20 protein-coding genes are annotated in these 22,197 nt (G+C 72.2%); 10 read left to right on the top strand and 10 right to left on the bottom strand.

Annotated features, from left to right (window positions below):
• Positions 1-30: 30 nt before the first annotated feature.
• Both M1L56_RS09370 and M1L56_RS09375 read right to left on the bottom strand, forming a co-directional pair.
• Positions 31-495: an SRPBCC domain-containing protein gene (locus M1L56_RS09370; protein ID WP_248599015.1), complete on the bottom strand. Its 465-nt coding sequence runs from the start codon at positions 493-495 to the stop codon at positions 31-33.
• Positions 476-829 carry a metalloregulator ArsR/SmtB family transcription factor gene (locus tag M1L56_RS09375; RefSeq protein WP_248599016.1) on the bottom strand — a complete coding sequence of 118 codons (354 nt, stop codon included), beginning with the start codon at positions 827-829 and terminating at the stop codon, positions 476-478. Before M1L56_RS09375 ends, M1L56_RS09370 begins: the two co-directional genes overlap by 20 nt.
• A 182-nt stretch (positions 830-1,011) precedes the next feature.
• Between M1L56_RS09375 and M1L56_RS09380 the strand changes: the two genes are divergently transcribed.
• From M1L56_RS09380 to M1L56_RS09390, 3 genes are all read left to right on the top strand, one after another.
• Positions 1,012-2,031: an extracellular solute-binding protein gene (locus tag M1L56_RS09380; RefSeq protein ID WP_248599017.1), complete on the top strand. Its 1,020-nt coding sequence runs from the start codon at positions 1,012-1,014 to the stop codon at positions 2,029-2,031.
• A gap of 73 nt (positions 2,032-2,104) precedes the next feature.
• On the top strand, positions 2,105-3,712 hold the full coding sequence (locus tag M1L56_RS09385; RefSeq protein WP_248599018.1) for an iron ABC transporter permease: 1,608 nt from the start codon (positions 2,105-2,107) through the stop codon (positions 3,710-3,712).
• A complete protein-coding gene (locus M1L56_RS09390; protein WP_248599019.1) occupies positions 3,709-4,845 on the top strand; it encodes an ABC transporter ATP-binding protein in 1,137 nt (378 codons plus the stop codon). The genes M1L56_RS09385 and M1L56_RS09390 overlap by 4 nt, the downstream gene beginning before the upstream one ends.
• On the opposite strand, the gene M1L56_RS09395 is transcribed toward M1L56_RS09390, so the two are convergent.
• From M1L56_RS09395 to M1L56_RS09410, 4 genes are all read right to left on the bottom strand, one after another.
• Entirely contained in the window at positions 4,799-5,632 is an 834-nt protein-coding gene (locus M1L56_RS09395; protein WP_308198843.1) for an MBL fold metallo-hydrolase, read from the bottom strand. The two genes, M1L56_RS09390 and M1L56_RS09395, sit on opposite strands and share 47 nt — an antisense overlap.
• 49 nt (positions 5,633-5,681) lie before the next feature.
• Positions 5,682-6,071, bottom strand: coding sequence for a phage holin family protein (locus M1L56_RS09400; RefSeq protein ID WP_248599020.1), 390 nt, complete (start codon positions 6,069-6,071; stop codon positions 5,682-5,684).
• Between the two features lie 184 nt (positions 6,072-6,255).
• Positions 6,256-9,018, bottom strand: a complete 2,763-nt coding sequence (locus tag M1L56_RS09405) for a PQQ-dependent sugar dehydrogenase (protein ID WP_248599021.1) — start codon at positions 9,016-9,018, stop codon at positions 6,256-6,258.
• 95 nt (positions 9,019-9,113) lie between these two features.
• On the bottom strand, positions 9,114-10,259 hold the full coding sequence (locus M1L56_RS09410; RefSeq protein WP_248599022.1) for a sugar phosphate isomerase/epimerase: 1,146 nt from the start codon (positions 10,257-10,259) through the stop codon (positions 9,114-9,116).
• 292 nt (positions 10,260-10,551) lie between these two features.
• Here M1L56_RS09410 and M1L56_RS09415 point away from each other — a divergent pair, with 292 nt between their 5' ends.
• Complete coding sequence (locus M1L56_RS09415; protein WP_248599023.1) at positions 10,552-11,910, top strand: MFS transporter; 1,359 nt, start codon at positions 10,552-10,554, stop codon at positions 11,908-11,910.
• Between the two features lie 17 nt (positions 11,911-11,927).
• On the opposite strand, the gene M1L56_RS09420 is transcribed toward M1L56_RS09415, so the two are convergent.
• Positions 11,928-12,587 (bottom strand): SDR family NAD(P)-dependent oxidoreductase, encoded by a 660-nt coding sequence (locus tag M1L56_RS09420; RefSeq protein ID WP_248599024.1) that lies wholly within the window; start codon positions 12,585-12,587, stop codon positions 11,928-11,930.
• Positions 12,588-12,736: 149 nt separating this feature from the next.
• On the bottom strand, positions 12,737-14,200 hold the full coding sequence (locus M1L56_RS09425; protein WP_248599025.1) for a DUF6421 family protein: 1,464 nt from the start codon (positions 14,198-14,200) through the stop codon (positions 12,737-12,739).
• 229 nt (positions 14,201-14,429) lie between these two features.
• Here M1L56_RS09425 and M1L56_RS09430 point away from each other — a divergent pair, with 229 nt between their 5' ends.
• The 4 genes from M1L56_RS09430 to M1L56_RS09445 all read left to right on the top strand — a co-directional run bounded on the left by M1L56_RS09430 (position 14,430) and on the right by M1L56_RS09445 (position 19,030).
• Positions 14,430-15,989: a polysaccharide deacetylase family protein gene (locus tag M1L56_RS09430; RefSeq protein WP_248599026.1), complete on the top strand. Its 1,560-nt coding sequence runs from the start codon at positions 14,430-14,432 to the stop codon at positions 15,987-15,989.
• Positions 15,990-16,202: 213 nt separating this feature from the next.
• A complete protein-coding gene (locus M1L56_RS09435) occupies positions 16,203-16,694 on the top strand; it encodes a hypothetical protein (RefSeq protein ID WP_248599027.1) in 492 nt (163 codons plus the stop codon).
• Between the two features lie 156 nt (positions 16,695-16,850).
• Positions 16,851-17,393, top strand: coding sequence for a hypothetical protein (locus M1L56_RS09440; protein WP_248599028.1), 543 nt, complete (start codon positions 16,851-16,853; stop codon positions 17,391-17,393).
• Positions 17,390-19,030 (top strand): DUF5671 domain-containing protein, encoded by a 1,641-nt coding sequence (locus tag M1L56_RS09445; RefSeq protein ID WP_248599029.1) that lies wholly within the window; start codon positions 17,390-17,392, stop codon positions 19,028-19,030. The genes M1L56_RS09440 and M1L56_RS09445 overlap by 4 nt, the downstream gene beginning before the upstream one ends.
• 11 nt (positions 19,031-19,041) lie before the next feature.
• Here M1L56_RS09445 and M1L56_RS09450 read toward each other — a convergent pair whose 3' ends face one another.
• Both M1L56_RS09450 and M1L56_RS09455 read right to left on the bottom strand, forming a co-directional pair.
• Positions 19,042-20,094, bottom strand: a complete 1,053-nt coding sequence (locus tag M1L56_RS09450) for a S66 peptidase family protein (RefSeq protein WP_248599030.1) — start codon at positions 20,092-20,094, stop codon at positions 19,042-19,044.
• Positions 20,095-20,192: 98 nt separating this feature from the next.
• Positions 20,193-20,861, bottom strand: coding sequence for a TetR/AcrR family transcriptional regulator (locus M1L56_RS09455; protein ID WP_248599031.1), 669 nt, complete (start codon positions 20,859-20,861; stop codon positions 20,193-20,195).
• A gap of 116 nt (positions 20,862-20,977) precedes the next feature.
• Between M1L56_RS09455 and M1L56_RS09460 the strand changes: the two genes are divergently transcribed.
• On the top strand, positions 20,978-21,463 hold the full coding sequence (locus M1L56_RS09460; protein ID WP_248599032.1) for a DUF6326 family protein: 486 nt from the start codon (positions 20,978-20,980) through the stop codon (positions 21,461-21,463).
• 80 nt (positions 21,464-21,543) lie between these two features.
• A complete protein-coding gene (locus tag M1L56_RS09465) occupies positions 21,544-22,047 on the top strand; it encodes a hypothetical protein (RefSeq protein ID WP_248599033.1) in 504 nt (167 codons plus the stop codon).
• The last annotated feature ends 150 nt before the right edge of the window (positions 22,048-22,197 follow it).

Genomic DNA, 22,197 nt, shown 5'->3' on the forward strand with positions numbered 1-22,197 from the left:
CGCCCGCACCGCGCCGACCCGCGGCGGCGGTCAGCGCGCCCGGACCGTCACCTGGTCGCCGAGCAGGTCGAACGCCGAGTCCCAGCCGTCGTACACGTCGCCGTCGCCCGGGGCCCCGGCGAACCCGCGCAGGTGGAACAGCATCTCGGTGCGGTCGCCGTCGAGCTCGCGGAGGTCGACGGTGATCACCGGCGCCGTGTCATCCGGGTCGCCCGGCGAGGCCCACGTGAACACCAGCCGCCGCGGCGGCACGACCTCGCGGTAGACCCCCGCCGTCGGGTACTCGGTGCCGTCGGCCGGGTTCACCATCGTGTAGGCGTATCGCCCGCCCGGCCGGGCATCGACCGCGACGCTCCCCTCCTTGATCTCGATGCCGCGCGGATGCCACCACTCCGCGGCATCCGCGGACTCGGTCCAGGCGCGCCACACCAGGTCGCGGGGCGCGTCGAAGATCCGCGTGATCGTGAACTGCGCGTCATCCGCTCGTTCGGTCATGATGGTCCCCCTTCATCCGGCGGAGCTGCTCGTCGAGCAGGTCGAACCGCTCGTTCCACTCGCCGCGGTGCCGTTCGACCCAGGCCGATGCGTCGTCGAGCGGTTCGGTGCGCAGCGAGCAGGTGCGCCACTGCGCGGTTGCGGTGCGTTCGATGAGCCCGGCGCGCTCGAGCACGTTGAGGTGCTGGGAGATCGCGGGTCGGCTCATCGCGAACGGCTCGGCGAGGGCGCCCACGGTCGCCGGTCCGGCGTGGAGGCGCGAGAGGATCGCGCGCCGCGTCGGGTCGGCGAGGGCGTGGAACACCCGGCTGAGTTCGTCGTCCGCCGCCTTCACGTAAGCAACTCCTTAATTAATGATCTGCTTACCGTACGCCCAGTGAGTCGGCGCGTCAAGAGCCCGACGGGCCTCGCGACATCGCTCCATGACGCGACCCAATGCAGGTGAGGCTAAGCTAAGTAGCACCCCGCATCTCGACGGGTCCTCACCTCCCACCGACCGATGGAGTCAGCACGCCCATGCGCGCCCACCGCGGAATCGCCCTCGCCACGACCGGACTCGCCGCCGCCCTCGCCCTGACCGGCTGCGCGACCGACCCCGCCGCCGAGGAGGGCACCCTCACGGTCTACATCGGCCGCGATGAGGCGCTCGTCGGCCCGCTCATCGAGCGGTTCGAGGAGGAGACGGGCATCGACGTCGAGGCGCGCTACGCCGCGACCCCCGAGCTCGCGGCGCTCCTCCTCGAGGAGGGCGACCGCACGCCGGCGCAGGTGTTCCTCTCGCAGGACGCCGGCGCCCTCGGCGCGCTGGCCGACGCGGGCCTCGAAGCCACGATCCCCGCCGAGCTCGCCGACCTGATCCCCGACGGCTTCACCTCGCAGGACGACTCGTGGATCGGCGTCACCGGTCGCGCGCGCGTCATCGCCTACGACGGCGAGCAGCTCGCCGAGGCCGACGTGCCCGACACCGTCGACGCGCTCACCGGCGAGGAGTGGAAGGGCGAGGTCGCCTTCGCGCCCGGCAACGCGAGCTTCCAGGCGTTCGTCACCGCGCTCCGCGTGCTCGAGGGCGAGGACGCCGCAGCCGAGTGGGTGGCCGGCATGGCCGCGAACGACCCCGAGCTCACCGAGAACAACCTCGCCACGCTCGACCTCGTCAACAACGGCCAGGTGCAGCTCGGGCTCATCAACCACTACTACTGGTACCGCCAGGCCGCAGAGGTCGGCGCCGACAACATGCGCGCGCAGCTGAAGTTCCTTCCCGGCGACCCGGGCGGCATCGTCAACGTCACCGGCGCGGCGATCCTGAAGAACGCCGCCGACGACCCCGAGGCACGCGCGTTCGTCGAGTTCCTCGTGTCCGAGGAGGCCCAGCGTTACTTCGTCGAGGAGACCTTCGAGTACCCGCTGCTTCCCGGCATCGACGCCCCCGAGGGCCTGCCCGCGCTCGAGTCGCTCGTGAACCCGGGCCTCGACCTGTCCGACCTCGAGTCGGTCGGCGAGTCCCAGCGCCTCCTGGCCGACAACGGCCTCATCTAGTCAGGCGAACGGATGCCGCGGCGACCCGCTCCCAGCAGGCATCCGTCTTCGCCCGCCTACGCTTGACCACGACATGACTGCCCAGGTCGCGACCTCGAGCCCCCGCCGTCCGTGGGGGCTCATCGCGGCATCCCTCGTCGCGGTCGCGCTGGCCGCCATCCCGGTCGTGCACCTCGTCGTGCGCGTCGCCTCGGCCGACCCGGCCGAGCTCGCAGCGGTGTTCGAGCGGCCCCGCATCCCGATGCTCGTGGGCAACTCGGTGATGCTCGCGGCATCCGTCACCGCGACCGCGATCGCGCTGGGCGTGCCGAGCGCGTTCCTGCTCGCGCGCACCCGGCTGCGGTGGCGCGGGTTCTGGGCGGTGCTCGCCGCGCTGCCGCTCGCGATGCCCTCGTACCTCGCCGCGTACGGCTGGCTCGCGTGGCAGCCGTCGATGAAGGGCTTCTGGGCGGCGTGGCTCGTGCTGAGCTTCGTCTCGGTGCCGTACGTCACCCTGCCGGTCGCGGCGGCGCTGCGCATCGGCGGCACCGGCCTCGACGATGTCGCCCGCACGCTCGGGCGCGGCCCGCTGGGCTCGTTCATGCTCGGCACGTGGCCGCAGATCCGCCCGGCGGTGCTCGCGGGCGGCCTGCTCGTGGCGCTGTACACGTTGAGCGACTTCGGCGGCGTGGCGCTGTTCCGCTTCCCCGTGCTGACCACGGCGATCCAGCAGGCGTACTCCGCGAGCTTCAGCCGCGACGAGGCCGCGGTACTCGCGGTGCTGCTCGTCTCGCTCGCGCTGCTCATCGTCGTGGGGGAGCAGTTCGCGCGCGGTCGTGCCGCGCGCCGCATCCAGGCCGCGCCGAGCGCGGGCCGACGGCGGATGACGCCGCTCGGCCGGTGGACCGTGCCGGCCATGGCGCTCCTCGTGCTCGTGCCCGTGATCGCGGTCGTGGTCCCCGTCGCGGTGCTCGTCTCCCGGGTGCTGACCGCCGAGACCCTGCGCGCGTTCGACCCCGCGAACCTCGCGAGCGCGATCGGCAACACGGTGCTGCTCTCGGCGGGCGGCGCGGTCGTCGCCGTCGCGCTGGCGCTGCCCATCGGCGTGCTCGCGGCCAGGCACCGGGGCCGGCTGGTCCGCGCCGTCGAGTCCACCGGCTACCTCGCGCTCGGACTGCCCGGCATCGTCGTGGGCCTCTCGCTCGTCTTCTTCTCGCTCAGCGTCGTGCCCGCGCTGTACCAGACGGCCCTCGTGCTCGCCTTCGGCTACGGCGTGCTGTTCATGCCGAAGGCGATCGGCTCGATCCGTGCTGCGACCGGGCAGGTGCCGACCTCGCTCGAGGACGTCTCGCGCACCCTCGGCAACTCCCGCGCCCGCACGTGGATGACGGTCACGGCCCGCCTGGCGCGGCCCGGCATCTTCGCCGCCGCGATGCTCGCCGCCGTCAGCGCGATGAAGGAACTGCCCGCCACCCTGATGCTGCGCCCCACCGGCACCGACACGCTCGCCGTCGAGCTGTGGCAGCGAACGGATGTCTCCGCCTACGGCGCCGCCGCACCGTACGCGGTCGCCCTGCTGCTCGTCGCCGCCGTGCCCGCGTTCCTGCTCTCCGATGCCCGCGCCGGACGCGAGGCGACGCGTGAGGCGATCGCGCCCGACACGCAGGCGGGGCGCGAGGCGAACCGGGAGGTCATCGCATGAGTCGGCTCGAGGTCCGCGGCCTGACGGTCGGCTACGAGGGCGGCCCGGTGCTGCATTCGGTCGACGTCGAGGTGCCGCACGGCGAGCTGCTCGCCATCGTCGGGCCGAGCGGATGCGGCAAGACGACGCTGCTGCGCACGATCGCGGGCCTGCTCCGCGCGCGATCGGGCGAGATCCGCATCGGCCAGCGCATGGTGACGACCCACGGCATCCACCTCGCGCCGGAGAAGCGGCGCATCGGCTGGGTGCCGCAGGATGCGGCGCTGTTCCCACACCTCACCGTCGCCGAGAACGTCGCGTTCGGCATGCTCGCCGGCCGCGGCTCGTCGCACGCGGCCCGGCGCGCGGCGCGGTCCGACGAGGTGCGCCGTCTGCTCGACCTCGTCGACCTCGGCCAGCTCGCCGACCGGGCGCCCGGCCAGCTCTCCGGCGGTCAGGCGCAGCGCGTGGCGCTCGCGCGCGCGCTCGCCGCCGGGCCCGAGCTCGTGCTGCTCGACGAGCCGTTCGGGGCGCTCGACCCGATGCTCCGCGCCGATCTCCGCGCGTCGGTGCGCGAGCTGCTGCGCACCGAGGGTGTCACCGGCATCCTCGTGACGCACGACCAGGCGGAGGCCCTGTCGATCGCCGACCACGTCGCGGTGCTGCGCGGCGGCGAGGTGCTGCAGCTCGGCACGCCCGAAGAGGTGTACCAGGTGCCCGCGACCCCGTGGGTGGCCGGATTCGTGGGCGATGCGGTGTTCCTTCCGGGCGTGCTCCACGGCGACGAGGTCGCGACGTCGATCGGCCGGCTCCGCGCGGTCCCGGTGACGGATGCCGCGGGGCTCGCGCCGTCCGACGGCGACGACGTCACGGTGCTCATCCGGCCGGAGGAGCTGCGGGTCACGCCCGCCGGCCCGGGTGCGCCCGCCGAACCCGCACCCGGCGCCGCGGCCGGCGCCGCGGCATCCGCTGCACTCGACGGCATCGTGACCGACGTGGAGTACACCGGGCACGACGCGATGCTCGCGGTGTCCCTGGCCGACGGCATGCGGCTGCGAGCGCGGGTGACCGCGTCGGGCCTCGTGCCGCGCGGCACCGAGGTGCGCCTCACGGTCGCCGGCGCGGTGCTCGCGTACCGGCCCGAGACCGCCTGACGCGAGGCGCCGATCCGTCAGGCGACGCCGGCCGCCCGTGCGAGGTCGGCGGCGCGGGCGATGCCGTCCGTCCACGGTTCGCCGTGGCCCGGCAGCACCGTCCCGGCCCCGCGGTCGTCTCGAGGCGGGCCAGCGACTCGAGCGCCTGCGTGCTGTCGGCCGTGGCGGCGCGGGCCACGGCGCGCGGACCGATCTCGCCGGTGTAGGGGTCGAGCGTCACGAGCGCGTCGCCGGAGAGCAGTACGCCGCGGTCCGGCAGGTGGAATCCGCAGTGCCCGTCGGTGTGCCCCGGCGACCAGACCGGCACCGGCCGGCCCGGCAGGTCGACGGGCGTGCCGTCCTGCAGCTCGCCCGAGGCATCCACCCCTCGAACGGTGAGGGCGCCGGCCAGCGCCATGCGGCCGAGGACGGGCACCGCGCGCGGGTGCGTCAGCGGGTAGCGGATTCGGGCCGCCTCGTGCGCGTAGCGGTACGGATGCCGCACCAGCCGCAGGTCGCCCGGGTGCGCCCAGATCGGGATGCCGCGTTCGGCGAACCGGCGGGCGACGCCGACGTGGTCGAAGTGGCCGTGCGTCAGCACGAGGCCGGCGATCTGCCCGGGCCGTCGCCCGAGCGCGCGCAGCGTGGCGAGCAGCGGACCCCAGGAGCCGGGCAGGCCGGCGTCGACGAGGGTCAGGCCGTCGTCGTCGACGATCAGGTAGCAGTTGACGTGCGCCCGTTCGATCAGGAAGACGCCGTCGGCGACCTCTCGGAGTCGGGCGTCGGGTCGTGCGGCGGTGGCGGACATGCGGCGAGTGTACGGACCGCCCTCCAGCGCGCCGACGGGCTTGACAGGCTCAGGCGTCCCTGCGCTGCCCGCGTCGGTTCTTCAGCCACCAGAGGCCGAGCAGCCAGGTGCCGAGCGCGGTGACGATCCAGACGATGAGCGTCGCGAGCACCCACGTGACCGCGCCGTCGACGCGGATGCCGCCCGGGAACAGCGAGGCGATGAGCAGCGCGACGAACGTGGAGACGAGCCCGATGCCGCCGAGGATCGCGGAGGCGTACTGGCGCGCCACGTTGAAGATGAACGGGGAGAGGATCGCCTGCGCGACCGTGAAGACGACCACGGCGACGATGAATCCGCCGGCCTCGACCCGGAAGTCCTCGAGGAGCCATGCGGCGAGCAGGATGCCGAGCGCGGCTGTGATCAGCGAGATCGCGAGCCCGATGAGGAAGCGCACCATGCTCGCAGGCTAGCGCCGCCGACCGCCGCGGGTCGTGAGCGCACGCGCAAGTCGGGCCGTGCTCCACGTGGAGCACGGCCCGACTCGGTCTTGGTGCGGCCGGCGGATCCCGCCAAGGTCGTTGTCCCGACCGCACCGGCTCGGGTTCGCGGCGGCGGGTGACGAGCCCCGCCGCCGCGAAGGACTAGGCGATGTCGGCGATCACCGCCTCGACCGCGCGGATGACCAGGGCGGCTGCGTCGGCGTCACCGCGGATCCGCTTGGGAGCCTGGGTGACGATGAACTGCAGCTTCTGGGTCGCCGTCGCCGTGTCGTCGGCGGCGAGGGCCGCGTCGACCTCGTCGAGGACGTTGCCGAACGAGTTCATCGCGCCCTTGGTGATGCGCTTGTCGCCGGCGAGCGACGCGAGCAGCGAGCGGATGTCGCCCGTCGAGGTCGTGAACACGAACTGGTCGAGGTCGATCCCGCCCGACGAGGTGACGACCACGCGGCCGGTGCCCTCGGGGATCGTCACGAGCGGCACGGACACGTCGGTCCAGCCGGTCGAGTCAACCGCGAAGGTGGCGAACGGCTCGGCGTCGGCGTCGGCCCAGCGCAGCTGCACCGTGCCGGCACCCTTGGCGCGGAGCTCCGCGCCGGTGATGCCGCCGAACTCGACCGGGTCGTAGGCGATCCACTCACCCGAGTCGAGGCCCGAGAGGTAGCGGAAGCCCTCCGCCGACTCGTCGTCGACGACAGTGACCTCGCCCTGGCGGGCGTCGCTGTGCTCCGCCTGCAGGGCGCGCGGGTTGAGCAGCACCACGTCGTCACCGGTCAGCGCCGGCGCCGTGTCGGTGCCCGCGTCGGTGTACGAGGCGCCGATCTGGCCGTAGATGTTCTCGGTCTCGCCGTGGCCGGCCTCGAGCGAGGTCTCGATCGTGGCGGTGCAGCCGGAGCCCGTGAACAGCGGGTGGGTGTGCGTGTTGTCGTGGCCGAGGCCGTAGCTCCACAGCACGCGGCTGCAGTCGATGTCCTCATCCGGGTCGGTGACCTTCACCTCGAAGGCGACCTCGTCGCCCCAGTCCACGAACGAGCCGTTGACGGGCGAGACGATCTCCACGATCGGGGCGGTGTTGCCCACCGTGATGGTGACCGAGGCGAGGCTCACGCGGCCTCCGGCGTCGGTGACGCGGACGCGCGCCTGGTACTGGCCGTCCTCCTCGTAGGTGTACGAGGCGGTCGCCTCACCCGCGGTGAACGTGCCCGAGTTCTCGAAGTCCCAGGCGTAGCTCAGCGCGAGCTCGTCGGGGTGCGAGGAGCCGGTGGCGTCGAACTCGACGGACAGCGGACCGTCGCCCGAGGTCACGGATGCCTCGATGACCGCGCGGGGGCCCTTGGTGCCCTCGACATAGTCGATCCGGTAGAGCCCGGCGTCCGGGTTCGCGCGGAAGAAGCCGTCGCCGTAGTTCAGGACGTAGAGCGCGCCGTCGGGGCCGAACTCGAGGTCCATGACGTTGTCCCACGCGCCGAGCGCGGCGCCGCCGAGGGCGCTGTTCGGCAGGAAGTCCTCGATCTTCGTGACCTCGCCGTCCGGGTCGTCCTGCGAGAAGACGAAGACGCGGTCGCGCGAGAACTCGCCCATGAAGGTCTTGCCGTCCCAGTAGGCCGGGAACTTCGTGTCGGACTCGTTCTCGGCGTCGTAGCGGTAGGTCGGGCCGCCCATGGGCGCCTGGCCTCCCGAGCCGAACTCGGGCCACGGCTGGTGCTCCGGGCGGTCGCCGTACCAGATCTGCGGCGCGGTCGCGGCGGGCAGCTGGTCGAGGCCGGTGTTGTAGCTGCTCGTGTTGATGAGCGTGCCCTCGCAGTCGAACCACTCGCCGGGGGTCGCGGTCTCGAAGTCCCAGTCGTTGTAGTTCGCGTTGGGACCGTGGCAGAACGGCCAGCCGCCGTTGATGGGCTTGGTCGTCGACTGCCACTCCACGTAGCCCATGGGGCCGCGCAGGTCGTTCGCGGTTCCCGCGTCGGGGCCGTAGTCGCCCCACATGACCGCGCCGGTCACCGGGTCGAAGTCCATGCGGAACGGGTTGCGCAGGCCCATGGCGAAGATCTCGGGGCGGGCGTCGGCCGTGCCCGGCGCGAACAGGTTGCCCTCGGGGATCGTGTAGCTGCCGTCCTCCTGGACCGAGATCCGGAGGATCTTGCCGCGGAGGTCGTTCGTGTTGCCGGCGCCGCGTCGGGCGTCGAACCCGGGGTTGTAGCCGGGACGGTCGTTGTTCGGCGCGTAGCCGTTGGCACCCGGGGTGCCCGCCGGGGTGTTGTCACCCGTGGCGAGGAGCAGGTTGCCGTCGTTGTCGAAGGCGACGTCGCCGGCGACGTGGCAGCACTGCCCGCGCTGGACCTCGACCTTGATGATGTCCTGCTGGGTCGACATGTCGAGGGCGTTCGCCTCGGCGTCCCACTTGAAGCGGCTGAGCTGGTTGTACCCGAGCCACTGGTCCCAGTACGAGGCGTCGGCGCCGGCGGGAAGCGTGTTGGGGGCGGATCCGGCCGGCGTGGTCGTCGGGTACGGCGCCTCCATCACGCGGGGCGCGTAGTAGAGGTAGACCCAGCCGTTCTCTTCGAAGTCGGGGTCGAGGGTGACCGTCTGCAGGCCGTCCTCGGAGTTGGCGTAGACGTCGATGGTGTTGACCGTCGTCGTCGTTCCCTGCGCCGGGTCGGTCAGCCGCAGCTGTCCGTTCCTGGTGGTGTGCAGGACCCGCGAGTCGGGCATCACGGCGAGGTCGATCGGCTCGCCCACGCCGTTCGTGGTGGCGAGCGTCACGCGCTCGTAGTTTGCCCACGTGGTGGCCGTGACCTCGTCTCCGTGGTCATGGCCGGGGTGAGCGGCGGCGGGCCCCGCGAAGGCGACGGATGCCGCGACCGCGGACCCGATCACCAGCGCCGCGAGGCGCGAACGTGCGATGTGCATGGATGTGCTCCAGTCGGATGGAAGGAGGTTCGGCGGGATCCATGTGGTACCGGGCCGCGCGGGGGGTTGGTCACCCGCGCGGCCCGGGGTCTCGCTCAGCCGCGCAGGGCGGCCAGGTTCTCGTACGACAGTGCAGCCAGCTGCAGCGACTGTCCGGGGTTGGCGCCGCCGCCGGGGGCGGTGTCCTGCTCCCACATCGGGTTGTGCGATCCCTTGGCGCCGACGCGACGGAAGAAGGTCGAGTAGTCGATGTCGCCCTCGCCGAACGGGGTCATGACGTAGCCGTTGGCCTGGGTCGTGTCCTTGCGGCCGTCCTTCGCGTGGAACAGCGGGAACCGCTTGGTCTGGGCCGCGACGACGGCGGCGGGATCGAAGATGCGCTGCACCGACGACCCGTCGGGTGCCGTGAACGTGTGGTGCTTGTACTGCGCCACGTGCGCCCAGTAGATGTCCATCTCGAGGAACACGTGCTTGGGATCGGTGTTCGCGAGGAACCACTCGAGGCGACGGATGCCGCTCGAACGCGTCGGGCGCCCCAGGGCGTCGAGCGGTCCGCTGTCGAGCAGGAAGCTGTACGCGATGTCGTGGTTGTGCGTGTACAGCTTCAGCCCGTGCGTCGCGGCGCGCTCACCGAGGAAGTTCCAGCGGTCGGCCGCGGCCTGCCAGTCGGCGAGGTAGGCGCTGCCCGTGGGGTCGCCGCCGGTGCCGATGTGGCCGAGGCCAAGGATGTTCGCGATCTCGCACGCCGCGTCGAAGGAGGCGAGCGTGGCGTCGGTGAGCGTCGACGGGATCGAGCCGTGGTTGCCCTCGGCCTCGAGCCCGTTGTCGTCGAGCCACTTCCGCAGCAGCTTCGCACCCTCCGGGTTGTTGACGTTGCCGCCCTCGGCGTTCGCATGCTGGTTGTACCCGGCGAACTCGATCTGCCGGTATCCGATGCGGGACAACTCTTCGAACACCTCGCGGAATCCCGAGGGCAGATCCGTCGTGCCGGGGTCGCGCGAGATGGCGTCGCGGACCGTGTAGAGAATGATGCCGCGCTTGCTCGCCGGCACGAGGACGCCGTTGGCGTTCCCGACCGGGTTCGCCGCAGCCGGCGACGCGTGGACGTGGCCGCCTGCGAGTCCCACGGCGGCTGCCGCGGCCATGCCCGTGGTCGCCGCCAGCAGCTGCCGGCGGGTCAGGCCGAGGCTGCGCCCGAGGACCCGGGCGTCGTGCTCGGCCTGTTCCGTCAGTTCATCCATGATGCTCCCTTGCACTGAACCGTTGTGGAAGACGGGCGGCGATGCCCTTCGAGTCACTCCCCGCACCGTTGCTCGTGAGTTGGCGTCCACGAACTTTCTCGGACGCTACGGCATTAATCCGTCGCAGGTCAAGCAAAAGAGTCGGTCAGATGCGCGGCTTTCAACTTTCTACGACAAAAGCCCCGGCGCCATGTGGACTCCGCCGAAGGGGCGCAGCGCGCTCCGCTCTTCCGTCGCGGCCCTCCGAAGAGCAGGATGAGCCCATGCGACATCACGCCCGGCGGCACGGCGCATGACCGCCGACGCGCCCGACGCGGACGGCCGGGAGGGCGGCCGCCCGAGTGCCGACGGCCGCGCCGCGCGCCGTGTCCAGGGCACCTACTACACGCTCACGCTCGGCAACACGCTCGCCGCCTCGTTCATCTGGGGCATCAACACACTGTTCCTCCTCGACGCGGGGCTCACCAACCTCGAGGCCTTCGCCGCGAACGCGTTCTTCAGCCTCGGGATGTTCGTGTTCGAGATCCCGACGGGCGTCGTCGCCGACACCCTCGGCCGGCGGGCGTCGTACCTGCTCGGCACGCTCACGCTCGCGGCCACCACCGCGCTGTACTGGATGCTCTGGGTGTGGCAGTCGCCGTTCTGGGCGTGGGCGGTCGTGTCGGTCCTGCTCGGCCTCGGCTTCACGTTCTTCTCCGGCGCCGTCGACGCCTGGCTCGTCGACGCCCTGACCGCGACCGGGTACTCGGGCAGTCTCGAGGCCGTCTTCGGCCGGGCCGTGATCGTCGGCAGCGTGGCGATGCTCGGCGGCTCGGTGCTCGGCGGCGTGATCGCGCAGCTGACCAACCTCGGCGTGCCGTTCCTCATCAGGGCCGGCATCCTCGTGGTGATGCTCGTCGTGGCCGCGGTGCTCATGCGCGACCTCGGCTTCACCCCCGAGCGCGGCGCCGGTCCGCTGAAGGCCACGCGCACCGTGCTGCGGGCGTCGATCACGCACGGACTCGGCAACCGTCCGGTCCGCTGGCTCATGCTCACCACCCCGTTCACGACGGGCGTGGGGTTCTACGCGTTCTACGCCCTCCAGCCGTACCTGCTCGAGCTGTGGGGCGACGAGGGCGCCTACTCGATCGCCGGTCTCGCGGCCGCCCTGCTCTCGGGTGCGGGCATCGTGGGCGGCCTGCTCGCGCCCGTCGTCCGGCGCCGCTTCCGCAAGCGGACCTCCGTGATCCTGCTGTCGACGATCACGAGCGCGGCGGTGCTCGTCGCGCTCGCCGTCTCGGCGAACTTCTGGGTCGCCGTGGTGCTCATCGCCGTCTGGGGCGTGTCGTCGTCCATCGACGACCCGGTGCACCGCGCGTACCTGAACGACATGATCCCGTCGAAGCAGCGGGCGACGGTCCTGTCGTTCGATTCGCTGCTCGGCAGCGCGGGAGGCGCGGCGATCCAGCCGGTCCTCGGTCGCACGGCCGACCTCGGCGGCTACGGCTTCTCCATGCTGTGGAGCGGCGTCATCCAGGCGCTCGCGGTGCCGTTCGTGCTGCTGAGCCGGGCGCAGCACGACCCGGCCGACACCGCCCGCGAGGTGACGTCGGCGCCGCAGCCCGGCGACGAGCCGACGACGGATGCCGCGCTGCCGCCCACCGTCGACTGACGCGCGGGGCCGCTGGCTCAGGCCGTGAGCGTGGTGACGCGTCCGTTGAGGTCGGATGCCGCGGCATCCGTCGACCACAGTGCGACGACCTCGTCGGCGAGGCGCCCTTCGAGGCCGGCGAGCGACTTCACGCGGAAGGTCACCGAGGCGGCGGGCGAGTCCGCCTTGCGGAACCCGTCGGCGAGCGAGCGCATCCACGACTCGCTCGCGGCCTTGATCGCGGTGTAGTTCGCGCCGCCCGCGGTGGGCTTCTCGACCGTGGTCGACGACACGATCGCGATGCGCCCGGCGTCGGAGTCGACCAGGTCGTCGAAGAACACGCGGCTGACGTGGCGCAGCGCCGTGAAGGAGCGCTCGAGGAACCGGTAGTCCTCCTCGGTCTGGCCGGCGATGCCGCCGCCGCCGCGCCATCCGCCCACGAGGTGCACGATGCCGTCGACGTCGCCCACCTTGGCGTGCACGCGCATGGCCGCCTCGAGGACGTCGTCGCCGTCGGTGAGGTCGGCGCGCTCGCCGACGACGCCCGGGATCTCGACCTCGAGCTCGTCGAGCCGGCCCTGGTGGCTGCCGATGGCCACCACGCGCGCCCCCGCGTCGGCGAGGGCGCGGGCCACCGCGCGTCCGGCGGCGCTCGTCGCGCCCGCGATCACCACGACCTTGTCCTGCAGCTCAGTCACGGTAGGGCATCCTCTCATGCGTCTCGGGGCGCGCGCTCCACGCGCCGATGGTCGAGTAGGCCGCTCGCGGCCGTATCGAGACCCGTCGTCTCGGTACGCGCGCTTCGCGTGCTACTCGACCACCGGCGTTGCAGCGATGTCGATACCGGTCAGGCGTCGTCGGCGGTGATGCCCACCGTCGACTCGATGACCGGCTTCATCTTCTTGTCGAGCGCCTCGTAGAACATCGAGAGCGGGAACTCGTCGTCCATCACGAGGTCGGTGTACCCCTTGGGCGGGCCCGCGAGCACCTCGCGGGGCAGGCCCTCGGCCCAGACCGACGCCGGGTTGGGCGTGAGCACCGAGCGGACCAGCTCGTACGCGGCGAGCCAGTGCGCCGTCTTCGGCCGGTCGATCGACTTCCAGTAGAGCTCGTCGATCGCGTCGCCGAGTTCGACGACGGCATCGGGCACCGCGTCCCAGTCGAAGCTCAGCGAGACGTCGGTCCACTCGAGCACGTGCTTCTGGTGCAGCCACGCGAACAGCAGCTGTCCGCCGAGTCCGTCGTAGTTGCGCACCCGCGAGCCGGTGATCGCGAACCGGAAGATCCGGTCGAAGATCACCGCGTACTGCACGAGCTTGGCGTGCTCGAGCATCTGGGCGTCGACCGCGTCGAGCTCGTCGCCGGCCTCGACCCGCTTGCGCAGGCTGCGCTCGATCTTCACCGACTCGCGGAACGCGGTCAGGTCGCAGCGCAGCTCCTCCAGCGAGTAGAGGAAGTACGGCATCCGCTGCTTGATCATGAACGGGTCGAACGGCAGGTCGCCGCGCATGTGGGTGCGGTCGTGGATGATGTCCCACATCACGAAGGTGCGCTCGGCGAGCTCCTGGTCGTCGAGCAGCGAGGCCGCGTCATCCGGCAGTTCGAGCTTCGTGATCTCGGAGGCCGCGCGCACGACCCGGCGGTAGCGGGCCGCCTCGCGGTCCTGGAAGATCGCGCCCCACGTGAACGGCGGGATCTCGCGCATCGCGACCGTCTCGGGGAAGAGCACGGCCGAGTTGGTGTCGTAGCCGGGGGTGAAGTCGACCAGCCGCAGGCTCACGAAGAGCTTGTTGCCGTAGTCGCCGGCCTCGAGGTGCGCGATGAACTCGGGCCAGATCGTCTCGACGACGAGCGCCTCGACGTGCCGGTCGGACGAACCGTTCTGGGTGTACATGGGGAACACGACGAGGTGGCGGATGCCGTCGACGCGGTGCAGCTGCGGCTGGAACTCGACGAGCGAGTCGAGGAAGTCCGGCACGCCGAGGCCCTCGGCCTGCCACTTCCGGAAATCGGCCTGCAGCGCCTCGAAGTAGGCGGCCTCGTGCGGGAATCGCGGCGCGAGCGCGGCGACCGACTCGACGATCGCGTCGACGAGGGCGGATGCCTCGGGCCGGTCGGACTCCTCGGGGACCGAGCCGTCCTTGACCTGCAGCGACTGGAGGCGCGTGGCGGACTCCTTGAGGCGCAGCCAGGCCGGGTCGGTCTCGACCCCGTCGGCGAGGGCGATGAGCTCGGGGGTGATCGCGATGCCGGTCTCGTCCTCGAGAACCTCGGGCTCGCCAACGATTGCAGACAGGGTGTTCTGTGACATCGGAACCTCCGTTCTCAGGGGATCGGGCCTCGCGGCGCAGGTGGTGGGGGCGTGATTCGCCCCGCTCGTCCAAGGCTACGTGCAGCCTCTCCGCGATTGATTGCGGGTGCGCGCGGGAATCTTGCGTCCGCGCAAGATTTCGCGCTCGCAAGCTGCGGCGCAGCGCAGTCGCCGGGACACGAGGCTCGCCGCGGACTGGGAAACCGGCTCGGGAGGTTAGCGTGGAGGCATGGGGGAGGCGGCCGTCTCGCGCACGCGCCGGCCCGCGCGTCGCGTCGGGACGGCCCTGTCGGCCGCCCTGCTGGCGACGGCACTCGCCTCGTGCACCGCGCTCGTGCCCGGGTCGCCGGTCGCGAGCGGCACGCCCGGGCCCCCGCCGACGGCCTCCGCTCCGCCGACGCCCACCGGTCCGCCGCCCGAGTCGCCGCGGCTCGTGCCCGGCCCGCCGCGCCTGTCGGCCGCCGACGCGCCGGGCCTCGTCGGCCGACTCGCGGCGACCACCGGTCCGGACCTCGCCGTCGCCGTCCGCTGGGCCGTGCCGCCGGGCGCCAGTGCCCTGGGCGACCGCCTCGACGAGCGCGTCGAGCAGCTGGCGCGCGACTTCGCCGCCGCCCACGGCGCCGGGTGGGTGCCCGCGGTCGACGTCCTGCCGGGCGGCGACACCGGCCCGTGCCGCGGCGCCAGCCTCGGCACCGCGGTCGGAGCGGTGCTCACGATCGACTGCGGCATCGTCACGGCGGCCGGCGCGCTGCTCGGTGAGCGGCTGACCGTGATCCGCCGCGAGCCCGGCGCTGCGGCATCCGTCGCCCGCGAGGTCTGGTACACAAATGCCGCCACCGGGGCCGTCCACGACGGGCCCGCGCTCTACGAGCCCGGGCGCGAACCCCGTGTGCTCGGACTCGTCGCCGAGGCGCTGCGCGCGGCCGGCCGCATCGGCATCGAGGATCCGTGGGCCGGTGTCGACCCGGCCGCGGCCCGGGGGCTGCTCGTCGACTCGGCGGTGACGCCGACCGGCATCGTGGTGACGCTCCCGCTCGCCGGGTCGGTCGTGCCGGTGTCGGTCCTCCTGCCCACCCGACTGCTGCAGCCGTTCCTCAGCGAGGCGGGCCGCAGCGCCACCGCGACGGCCGCCGCCGACGAGCCCTTCGCCGCGCCGGCGGCGCCGGCGGGCGGCGACCCGGTCGACTGCTCGTTCGTCGCGTGCGTCTCGATCACGTTCGACGACGGACCCACGGGCCTCACGCCCGGGCTGCTGGACGTGCTCGACCGGACCCGCGCGCCGGCCACGTTCTTCGTCCAGGGGTCGTCGGTGCAGCGCAACCCGGACACGGCCGCCCGCATCGTCGACAGCGGTCACGAGATCGCCAACCACACGTGGGGGCACCCCGACCTCACCAAGCTGAAGGACGACGCCGCCGTCCGCCGCGAGGTCGACCGCACGCAGGCGGCGATCCGCGAGGCCACGGGCGTGACCTCGCGCAGCATCCGCCCGCCCTACGGCGCTTCGGACCGCCGGGTGCGCGCCCTGGTGGCGCTGCCGTTCATCGTGTGGGACGTCGACACGAACGACTGGCGCGACCCGGGCGCCGACGTGATCGTGCAGCGGGCCGTCGGCGAGAGCCGGCGGGGCAGCCTCGTGCTCATGCACGACACGCACGAGCAGACGATCGAGGCGGTGCCGGGCGTCATCGCCGGGCTCCGGGCGCGCGGGTTCACGCTGGCGACGGTGTCGGCGCAGTTCGGCGGCGCGCTGCCCGCGTCGGGTCTCGTGAGCCACGGTCCTCGCTGAGTCGACCGCCCGCAGCAGTGGCCGCTCAGGCCGGCCCGGCTCGGTGCAGGCACGGATGCCGCGGGCCGCCATCCCTCAGCGGCATCCGTGCGGGCACCCGGGCAGTTCGCGGGCGAATCGGCGGGAGGGCACTGATCCCGCGATACCTGAGGATTCCTAACCTCTGTTTCATCCCCGCTCCAGAGAGTCGGGTCCCGTGAAGGAGAAGGAACCATGAACACCAACCGAACCGCCATCGTCGGCGGAACCGCCGCGCTGCTGCTGGTGCTGACCGGCTGCGCCGGGGTCGAAGGACAGTTCGACGACGGCGCCCGCGCCGAGTCCGCGCAGCAGCGGGTGTCGGCCTCGCAGTCGAAGCTCAGCCCCGACCAGGTCGCCCAGGCGATCGAGGCGTACGAGCGCCTCCGCGAGGTCAAGGAGGCGGAGTTCCGGTCGCAGGCCGCCGAGCGCGCCGCAGCCGACATGACCCGCAACGAGCGCATCCGCGAGGTCCGGCAGTCGGAGTCGACGCCGGTGCTCAGCGTGCAGGAGCGCATCCGCCAGGCGAAGCAGGCCGAGTCGCGGCCGCTCACGTCCTACGCCCAGACCGAGGTGCAGGAGCTGGTGCGCCAGTCGAAGCAGTCCGAGTCGGAGCCGGCGCCGCAAGGCCCGACGCCGATGACGCCGGAGCAGGTGCGCGAGTTCAAGGCATCGCAGGTGCAGTGAGCAGCGGGCACGACGACCTGGACATCCACCACGGGGCGCGGAGCCGGTGAGCGATCACCGGTCACGCGCCCCGAGTACGTGCGCACGGAACCGACGCGCCGCAGCGGCATGACGTTGGTCCGTCGATCCATGGCCCGGACACGACATGATGCAGGCATGGACGCCTCCGGTGCCGCACCCGAACCCGCACCCGAACCCGAACCCGATCCCGCACCCGCGACGGAGCCCGCAGCCGAGGCCGCGCCCGCCCGGCGACCCGATCGCACGCTGCTCGTGATCCTCGCCGTGATCGCCGCGCTGGTGATCGTGGCGCTCGTCGTCGTCTTCTCCCGCGGCGAGCCGGCGCGGCTCGACGAGTCCACCCCGGAGGGCGTGGTCCAGGCCTACGCTGCCGCGGTCATCGACGGCGACGAGGACGAGGCGATCCGGCACCTCGTCCCGGAGGTCGCCGACGACTGCGTGCCCATCGACGGCGCGCCGACGGACCGGATGCGCGTGACGCTGGTCTCGACCACCGAGCGCGACGAGTCGGCCGATGTCGAGGTGCTCATCTCGTGGTCGTACGACGAAGGGCCGTTCGGCGGGTCCGGCGTCGACGAGCGCGGCGACTTCGACCTGGTGCGCGTCGACGACGGATGGCGCATCGAGACGGCGCCGTGGCCGCTCACGATCTGCGACCCGGGGATGTGGCGAGGATGACCGCGCCCGCGCCCGGCGGTGCGCAGCGGACGGTGCGTCGACTCATCGTCTACGGGCTCCTGTTCGTCCTCGTCGTCATCACCGCCATCGGACTCGCAGGGCTGCTCGAGCGACTCATCGACGCCGGCACCCCGATCGCGGGCGGCGGCGCCTCCGACCTCGCCCTCTGGCTCGCCTTCACGCTCATCGGCGGACCGCTCGCCGCCGTGCTCTGGTGGGTGGTGTGGCGTCGTCTCGGCGACGAAGCCGAACGCGGCTCGCTCGCGTGGGGGCTCTACCTGACGGCGATGTACACCGTGTCGCTCGTGGTGGCGACCTCCGCACTGCTCGCGGCGGCGACCGCGGCGCTCGAGGGTCGCGCGCTGCCCACCGAGCTCGCGACCGGCCTCGTCTGGGCGGCGGTGTGGGGCTGGCATCGGTGGATGTCGCGGCATCCGGTCAAGCACCCGACGCGCCTGCGCACCGTGCCGTTCGTGATCGCGGCGGTCTACGGCCTGGTGCTGCTCGTCTCGGGAGCGATCGGCGCGCTGGGCACGCTCCTCGACGAGGCGATCCTCGGCGCCACCGCTCCGGCGCTCGCGGGCGCTCCCTGGTGGCGGAGCGTGGTGGACGCCCTCGTCACGGCCGCGGTCGGCGGCCTGATCTGGTGGTGGCACTGGGCACGCGACGGGGTTCGCGGGTTCCGCACGGGATTCGCGGCGGTCGCGCTGGTGGTCGTCGGCGTCCTCGGCGGCGCCGCGGTGACCCTCGCCGGCGTCGGGACGGCCCTGTGGGTGGCGCTCCGCCTCGCCCTCGACCACACCGAGACGGCGACGCGGATCCTGGAACCGCTGGGCGGTGCCCTCGCGGCGGCCGCGGTCGGCGCGCTGGTGTGGCGTTCGCACCAGCGGATCGCGGCGGTCCGCTCGGACGGCACGCGCCGCGCCGCGGGCCTCGTGCTGTCGGGCCTGGGACTGGCGGCGGCCGCGTCGGGCATCGGCGTCATCGTGAACGCCACGCTGGGCGCGTTCGTGAGTTCGCTCGTCGCCGCCGACACGCGAACCCTCCTGCTCGCGGGCATCGCCGCGCTGGTCGTCGGCGCGCCCGTGTGGTGGCTGGCCTGGCGACCGACGCGGCGTCCGGACGCCGAGGAGCTCGGTTCCCCGGGTCGACGCGTCTACCTCGTCGCCGTGTTCGGCATCAGCGCGGTCGTCGCACTCATCGCGCTGCTCGTCGTCGGCTTCCGGGTGTTCGAGTTCGTGCTCGATGCGACGACCGGCGCGAGCCTCCTCGACCGCGTCCGCGCACCGCTCGGCCTGCTCGTCGCGACCGCCCTCGTCTTCGCCTACCACTTCGCGGTCTGGCGTCGCGACCGGTCGGCGATCGCCGAGCAGGGGCTCGCGCCCGTGCGGCGCATCGCGCGCGTGGTGCTCGTGGCGACGGATGACGCGGCCGCGCTCGCCCCCGCGATCGAGGCGGCGACGGGCGCATCGGTCACGGTGTGGCGGCGCGAGCCGGTCGCAGGCGCGCCGTCCGCCGAGCTCCAGGTGCCAGATGCCGCAGCCATCGCCGCCGCGTTCGACGGCATCGCCGCCCGCCGCGTGCTCGTGCTCGCCGGTCCCGGCGGTCGGTTCGAGGTGGTGCCGTTGGTCGAGTGACGCGTCTGGCGTCAGGAGTAGTCGGCGGTCACGGTCCGTGCGCCGCCGTCGAGGCGCATCGTTCCGCCGTGCGGCACGATCCACTGCGGACGGGTGTGCCCGAAGGGCACGCCGACGCAGACGACCGCGTCGGGCGCGTAGCGGGCCACCTGTTCCACGATGGCGTCGCGTTGGGCCGCCCGATGGCGTGCGCGTTCCTCCGCGCTCGGAACGGGTGAGCCGATCGCGCTGGCCGGCGTGCGCGCGACGAGGACCCCGGCGACCGCCGCGAGGAGGCCGCGCTCGCCGAGTCCGCGCACCCATCGCCTGACCTGCTCCGTCGAGGGCAGTTCCTCGCTCGTCTCGAGCAGCAGGATGCCGCCCTCGAGGTCCTCCGTCTGCGGCATCCGCTCGGCGAGGGCGAGCTGGTCGATGACCTCGAGGCAGCCGCCCCACGTCGGGCCCTCGACGGCGCGGGCGGGACCGGCCCACGCCCACGGCTCGGTCGGTTCGTGGTCGCCGAACTCGGTGAGCGCACGCGGGTCGGCCCAGTCGATGCCGAAGTCCTGCGACGTGCCCGGTTCGGTCAACTCGATCACGCCGCCCTCGAGCAGCGCCGCGCGAAGCGAGATCCGGTGCACGTCGTCGACGCGCGGTCCCGGGCCGAGGTGCACCTGCGTCGACCCGCCGTAATAGCTCGGCACGCCGACGCTCCAGAGGAGGTTGTGCAGGCTGGTGTTGTCGCTGTACCCGAGGAACGGCTTCGGATTCGCCGCGACCACGTCGGCGTCGACGTGCGGGACCACGGTGACCTGGTCGTCCCCGCCGATCGTCGCGGTGATCGCCCGGATCGAGGCATCCGCGAAGGCCGCGGTGACGTCGGCGGCCCGCGCCTCCGCGCTCGCGCCCAGCTGCCGCGTCGTCGGGAACTCCACGGGGACGAGGCCCGTCGTCTCCGCGAGCCGCTCCATGGCCTGCTCGTGGACGCGCGCGGCCACCGCGGGCGCGGCGAACGCGGGGGAGAGCACGGCGATGCGGTCTCCGGGTCGGGCCTTCGGCACGTGCGGGAATCGGCGGGCGCTCATGCCTCGATCCAACCAGCCGGCGGCGGGTGGTTCACGCGGTGCGGCCGGTGTCGTTCTCGCCGAAGCGGTCGCCTGCGGCATCCGCTTCTCGAGCCTCGCTAGGCGGAGTCCCTCAGGGGCTCGAGCGCGGCGAGGATGAGGTCGAGGCCGAACGCGAACTCCTCCGTCGGGTCGTAGCCGGCGGCGACGAGGGCTGCGGCGGACTCGTTGAGGTGGGGGAACTGCTCCGGAGGGAGTTGGGGCAGGTAGACCCCCTCGGTCATCTCGGCGAGTTCGTGGGCGGTGTCGAACGGCAGCCCGGCTTCCTGCAGGGCGAAGCCGTACACGTAGCTGTCGAGCAACCAGTTGGCGTGGGTCGCCATCACGACCGAGAAGCCGGCCCGTCTCAGGCAGGCGGTGACCGCTTCGCGGTGGCGGAGGTTCGCGGGGCCGGGTGAGGTCCGCGACTCCATCAGGCCGATGGCCCACGGGTGTCGCGCGAGCACCTGACGGGCGGATGTCGCGCGGCGCCGGATCGCCGACTGCCAGTCGGTGCCGTCGGGCGGGAGTTCGATCTCCTGGAAGACGACGTCGATCATCGCGTCGAGCAGCTCGTCCTTGTTCGCCACGTAGTGGTACAGCGACATCGCGCCCGCGCCGAGCTCGCCGGCCAGCCGGCGCATGCTGAGCCCGCCGACGCCCTCGCGATCGGCGAGCCGGATCGCGCGCTCCACGACCCGCTGCGTGCTGAGCCCTGCGTCGGGCGGGACCGGGCGTTGTCTCTCCACGGGATCGGGTCTCCTCATTCAGGGGCGGACGCTTGACAATCGTACACTGTACGGCTCAGAGTACAGCGTACGACGTACGGTGTACGAAACGCCGTACCTGAAGTGAAAGGCAACCGATGACCATGCGCACGACCACCGCGAACCTGCTCGACAGCCCGCCCGTCCCCGTCCAGGCCAAACTGGCCGCCGCGTGGACCAGCTTCATGTTCCTGTACGTCTACGTGGACTACTACCACCTGTACAAGCCCGGTGCCGTCGACGACATCCTCGCCGGTGTCGTGTTCGAGTTCGACATCAGCCCGGCGTTGCTGACGGGCTTCCTCGCACTGATCGCGATTCCGGCCCTGATGGTGATGCTCTCGATGACGCTCCCGGCCCGGGTGAACCGCGGCGTGAACCTCGTCGTGGCCTCGCTGTACATCCCGGTCACGGTGTTCAACGCCGTCGGGGAATCGTGGGCGTGGGCCTCGTTCTACGGACTCTCCATCGGCCTCGAGTTGTTGCTGCTCGCGGCCATCCTCCGCTTCGCCTGGGCGTGGCCCCGGACCGTCGCCCCGGCCGAGCCGGCGACCAACGATCTGCGGCAGGGCGCCCGGAGCTAGATATCCGTCAGGGCGACGTTCGCCGGCGGCGGTGAAGGAGTGTCGAGATCAGTGGCCTTCTGGACCCATAGTCTGCGTGGATGACGACCCGACCCGAATGGAGCTCGGCCAGGGCCACGATCGTGCTCGCCGTGGGCGTTGCGCTCCTCGTGGTCGGCATCTGGGTTGCCACTCTCCTCACCCCGAGCCCTCGGCCGATGACGGTCGAGGCTGCAGCCGCGGAGGTGGCGGCTCGGCTCGACCGGATCGAAGGCACCCTCCCCGAAGCATCCGTGCTCGATCGTTCGGAGACGATTGCACGAGAAGCGTGCCCTCTCGAAGGGCGAGGGGAGCAGGCACGGGTTGTGCGGGTGATCGATGTGGACCCGGAGTTCGATCGGGTGACCTGGGCCAGGGCCCTGGCCCAGGAGTTCGCCGAGTCAGACGGGTGGGTGGTTCGCACGAAAGCGCTCGAAACTCGCGAGAACCTCGAGATCCGTGTCGTCGGGCGCGACCTGCTCGTGGTCGACATCATCGCGCGCGGCGACCCGGCCCAGGCACGCATCACCCTGCGCTCCCGGAGCGAATGCAGCAGCGCCAGCTGATCGGTGGTGATGGGTGTGGACCGATCCGTGGATGCGAAACGCGAACGCTGACCGGCCGAATTGGCCGGACGGGAACAGCTGCGGCTCAGTGTGGTCCGAGTTGTACGCCCGCGGTGTGAGCCGCTGCGATCGCCTCGCTGTGCGATCGCT

Source organism: Agromyces sp. C10, from assembly GCF_023217995.1.
GTDB classification, from domain to species: Bacteria; Actinomycetota; Actinomycetes; order Actinomycetales; family Microbacteriaceae; genus Agromyces; species Agromyces indicus.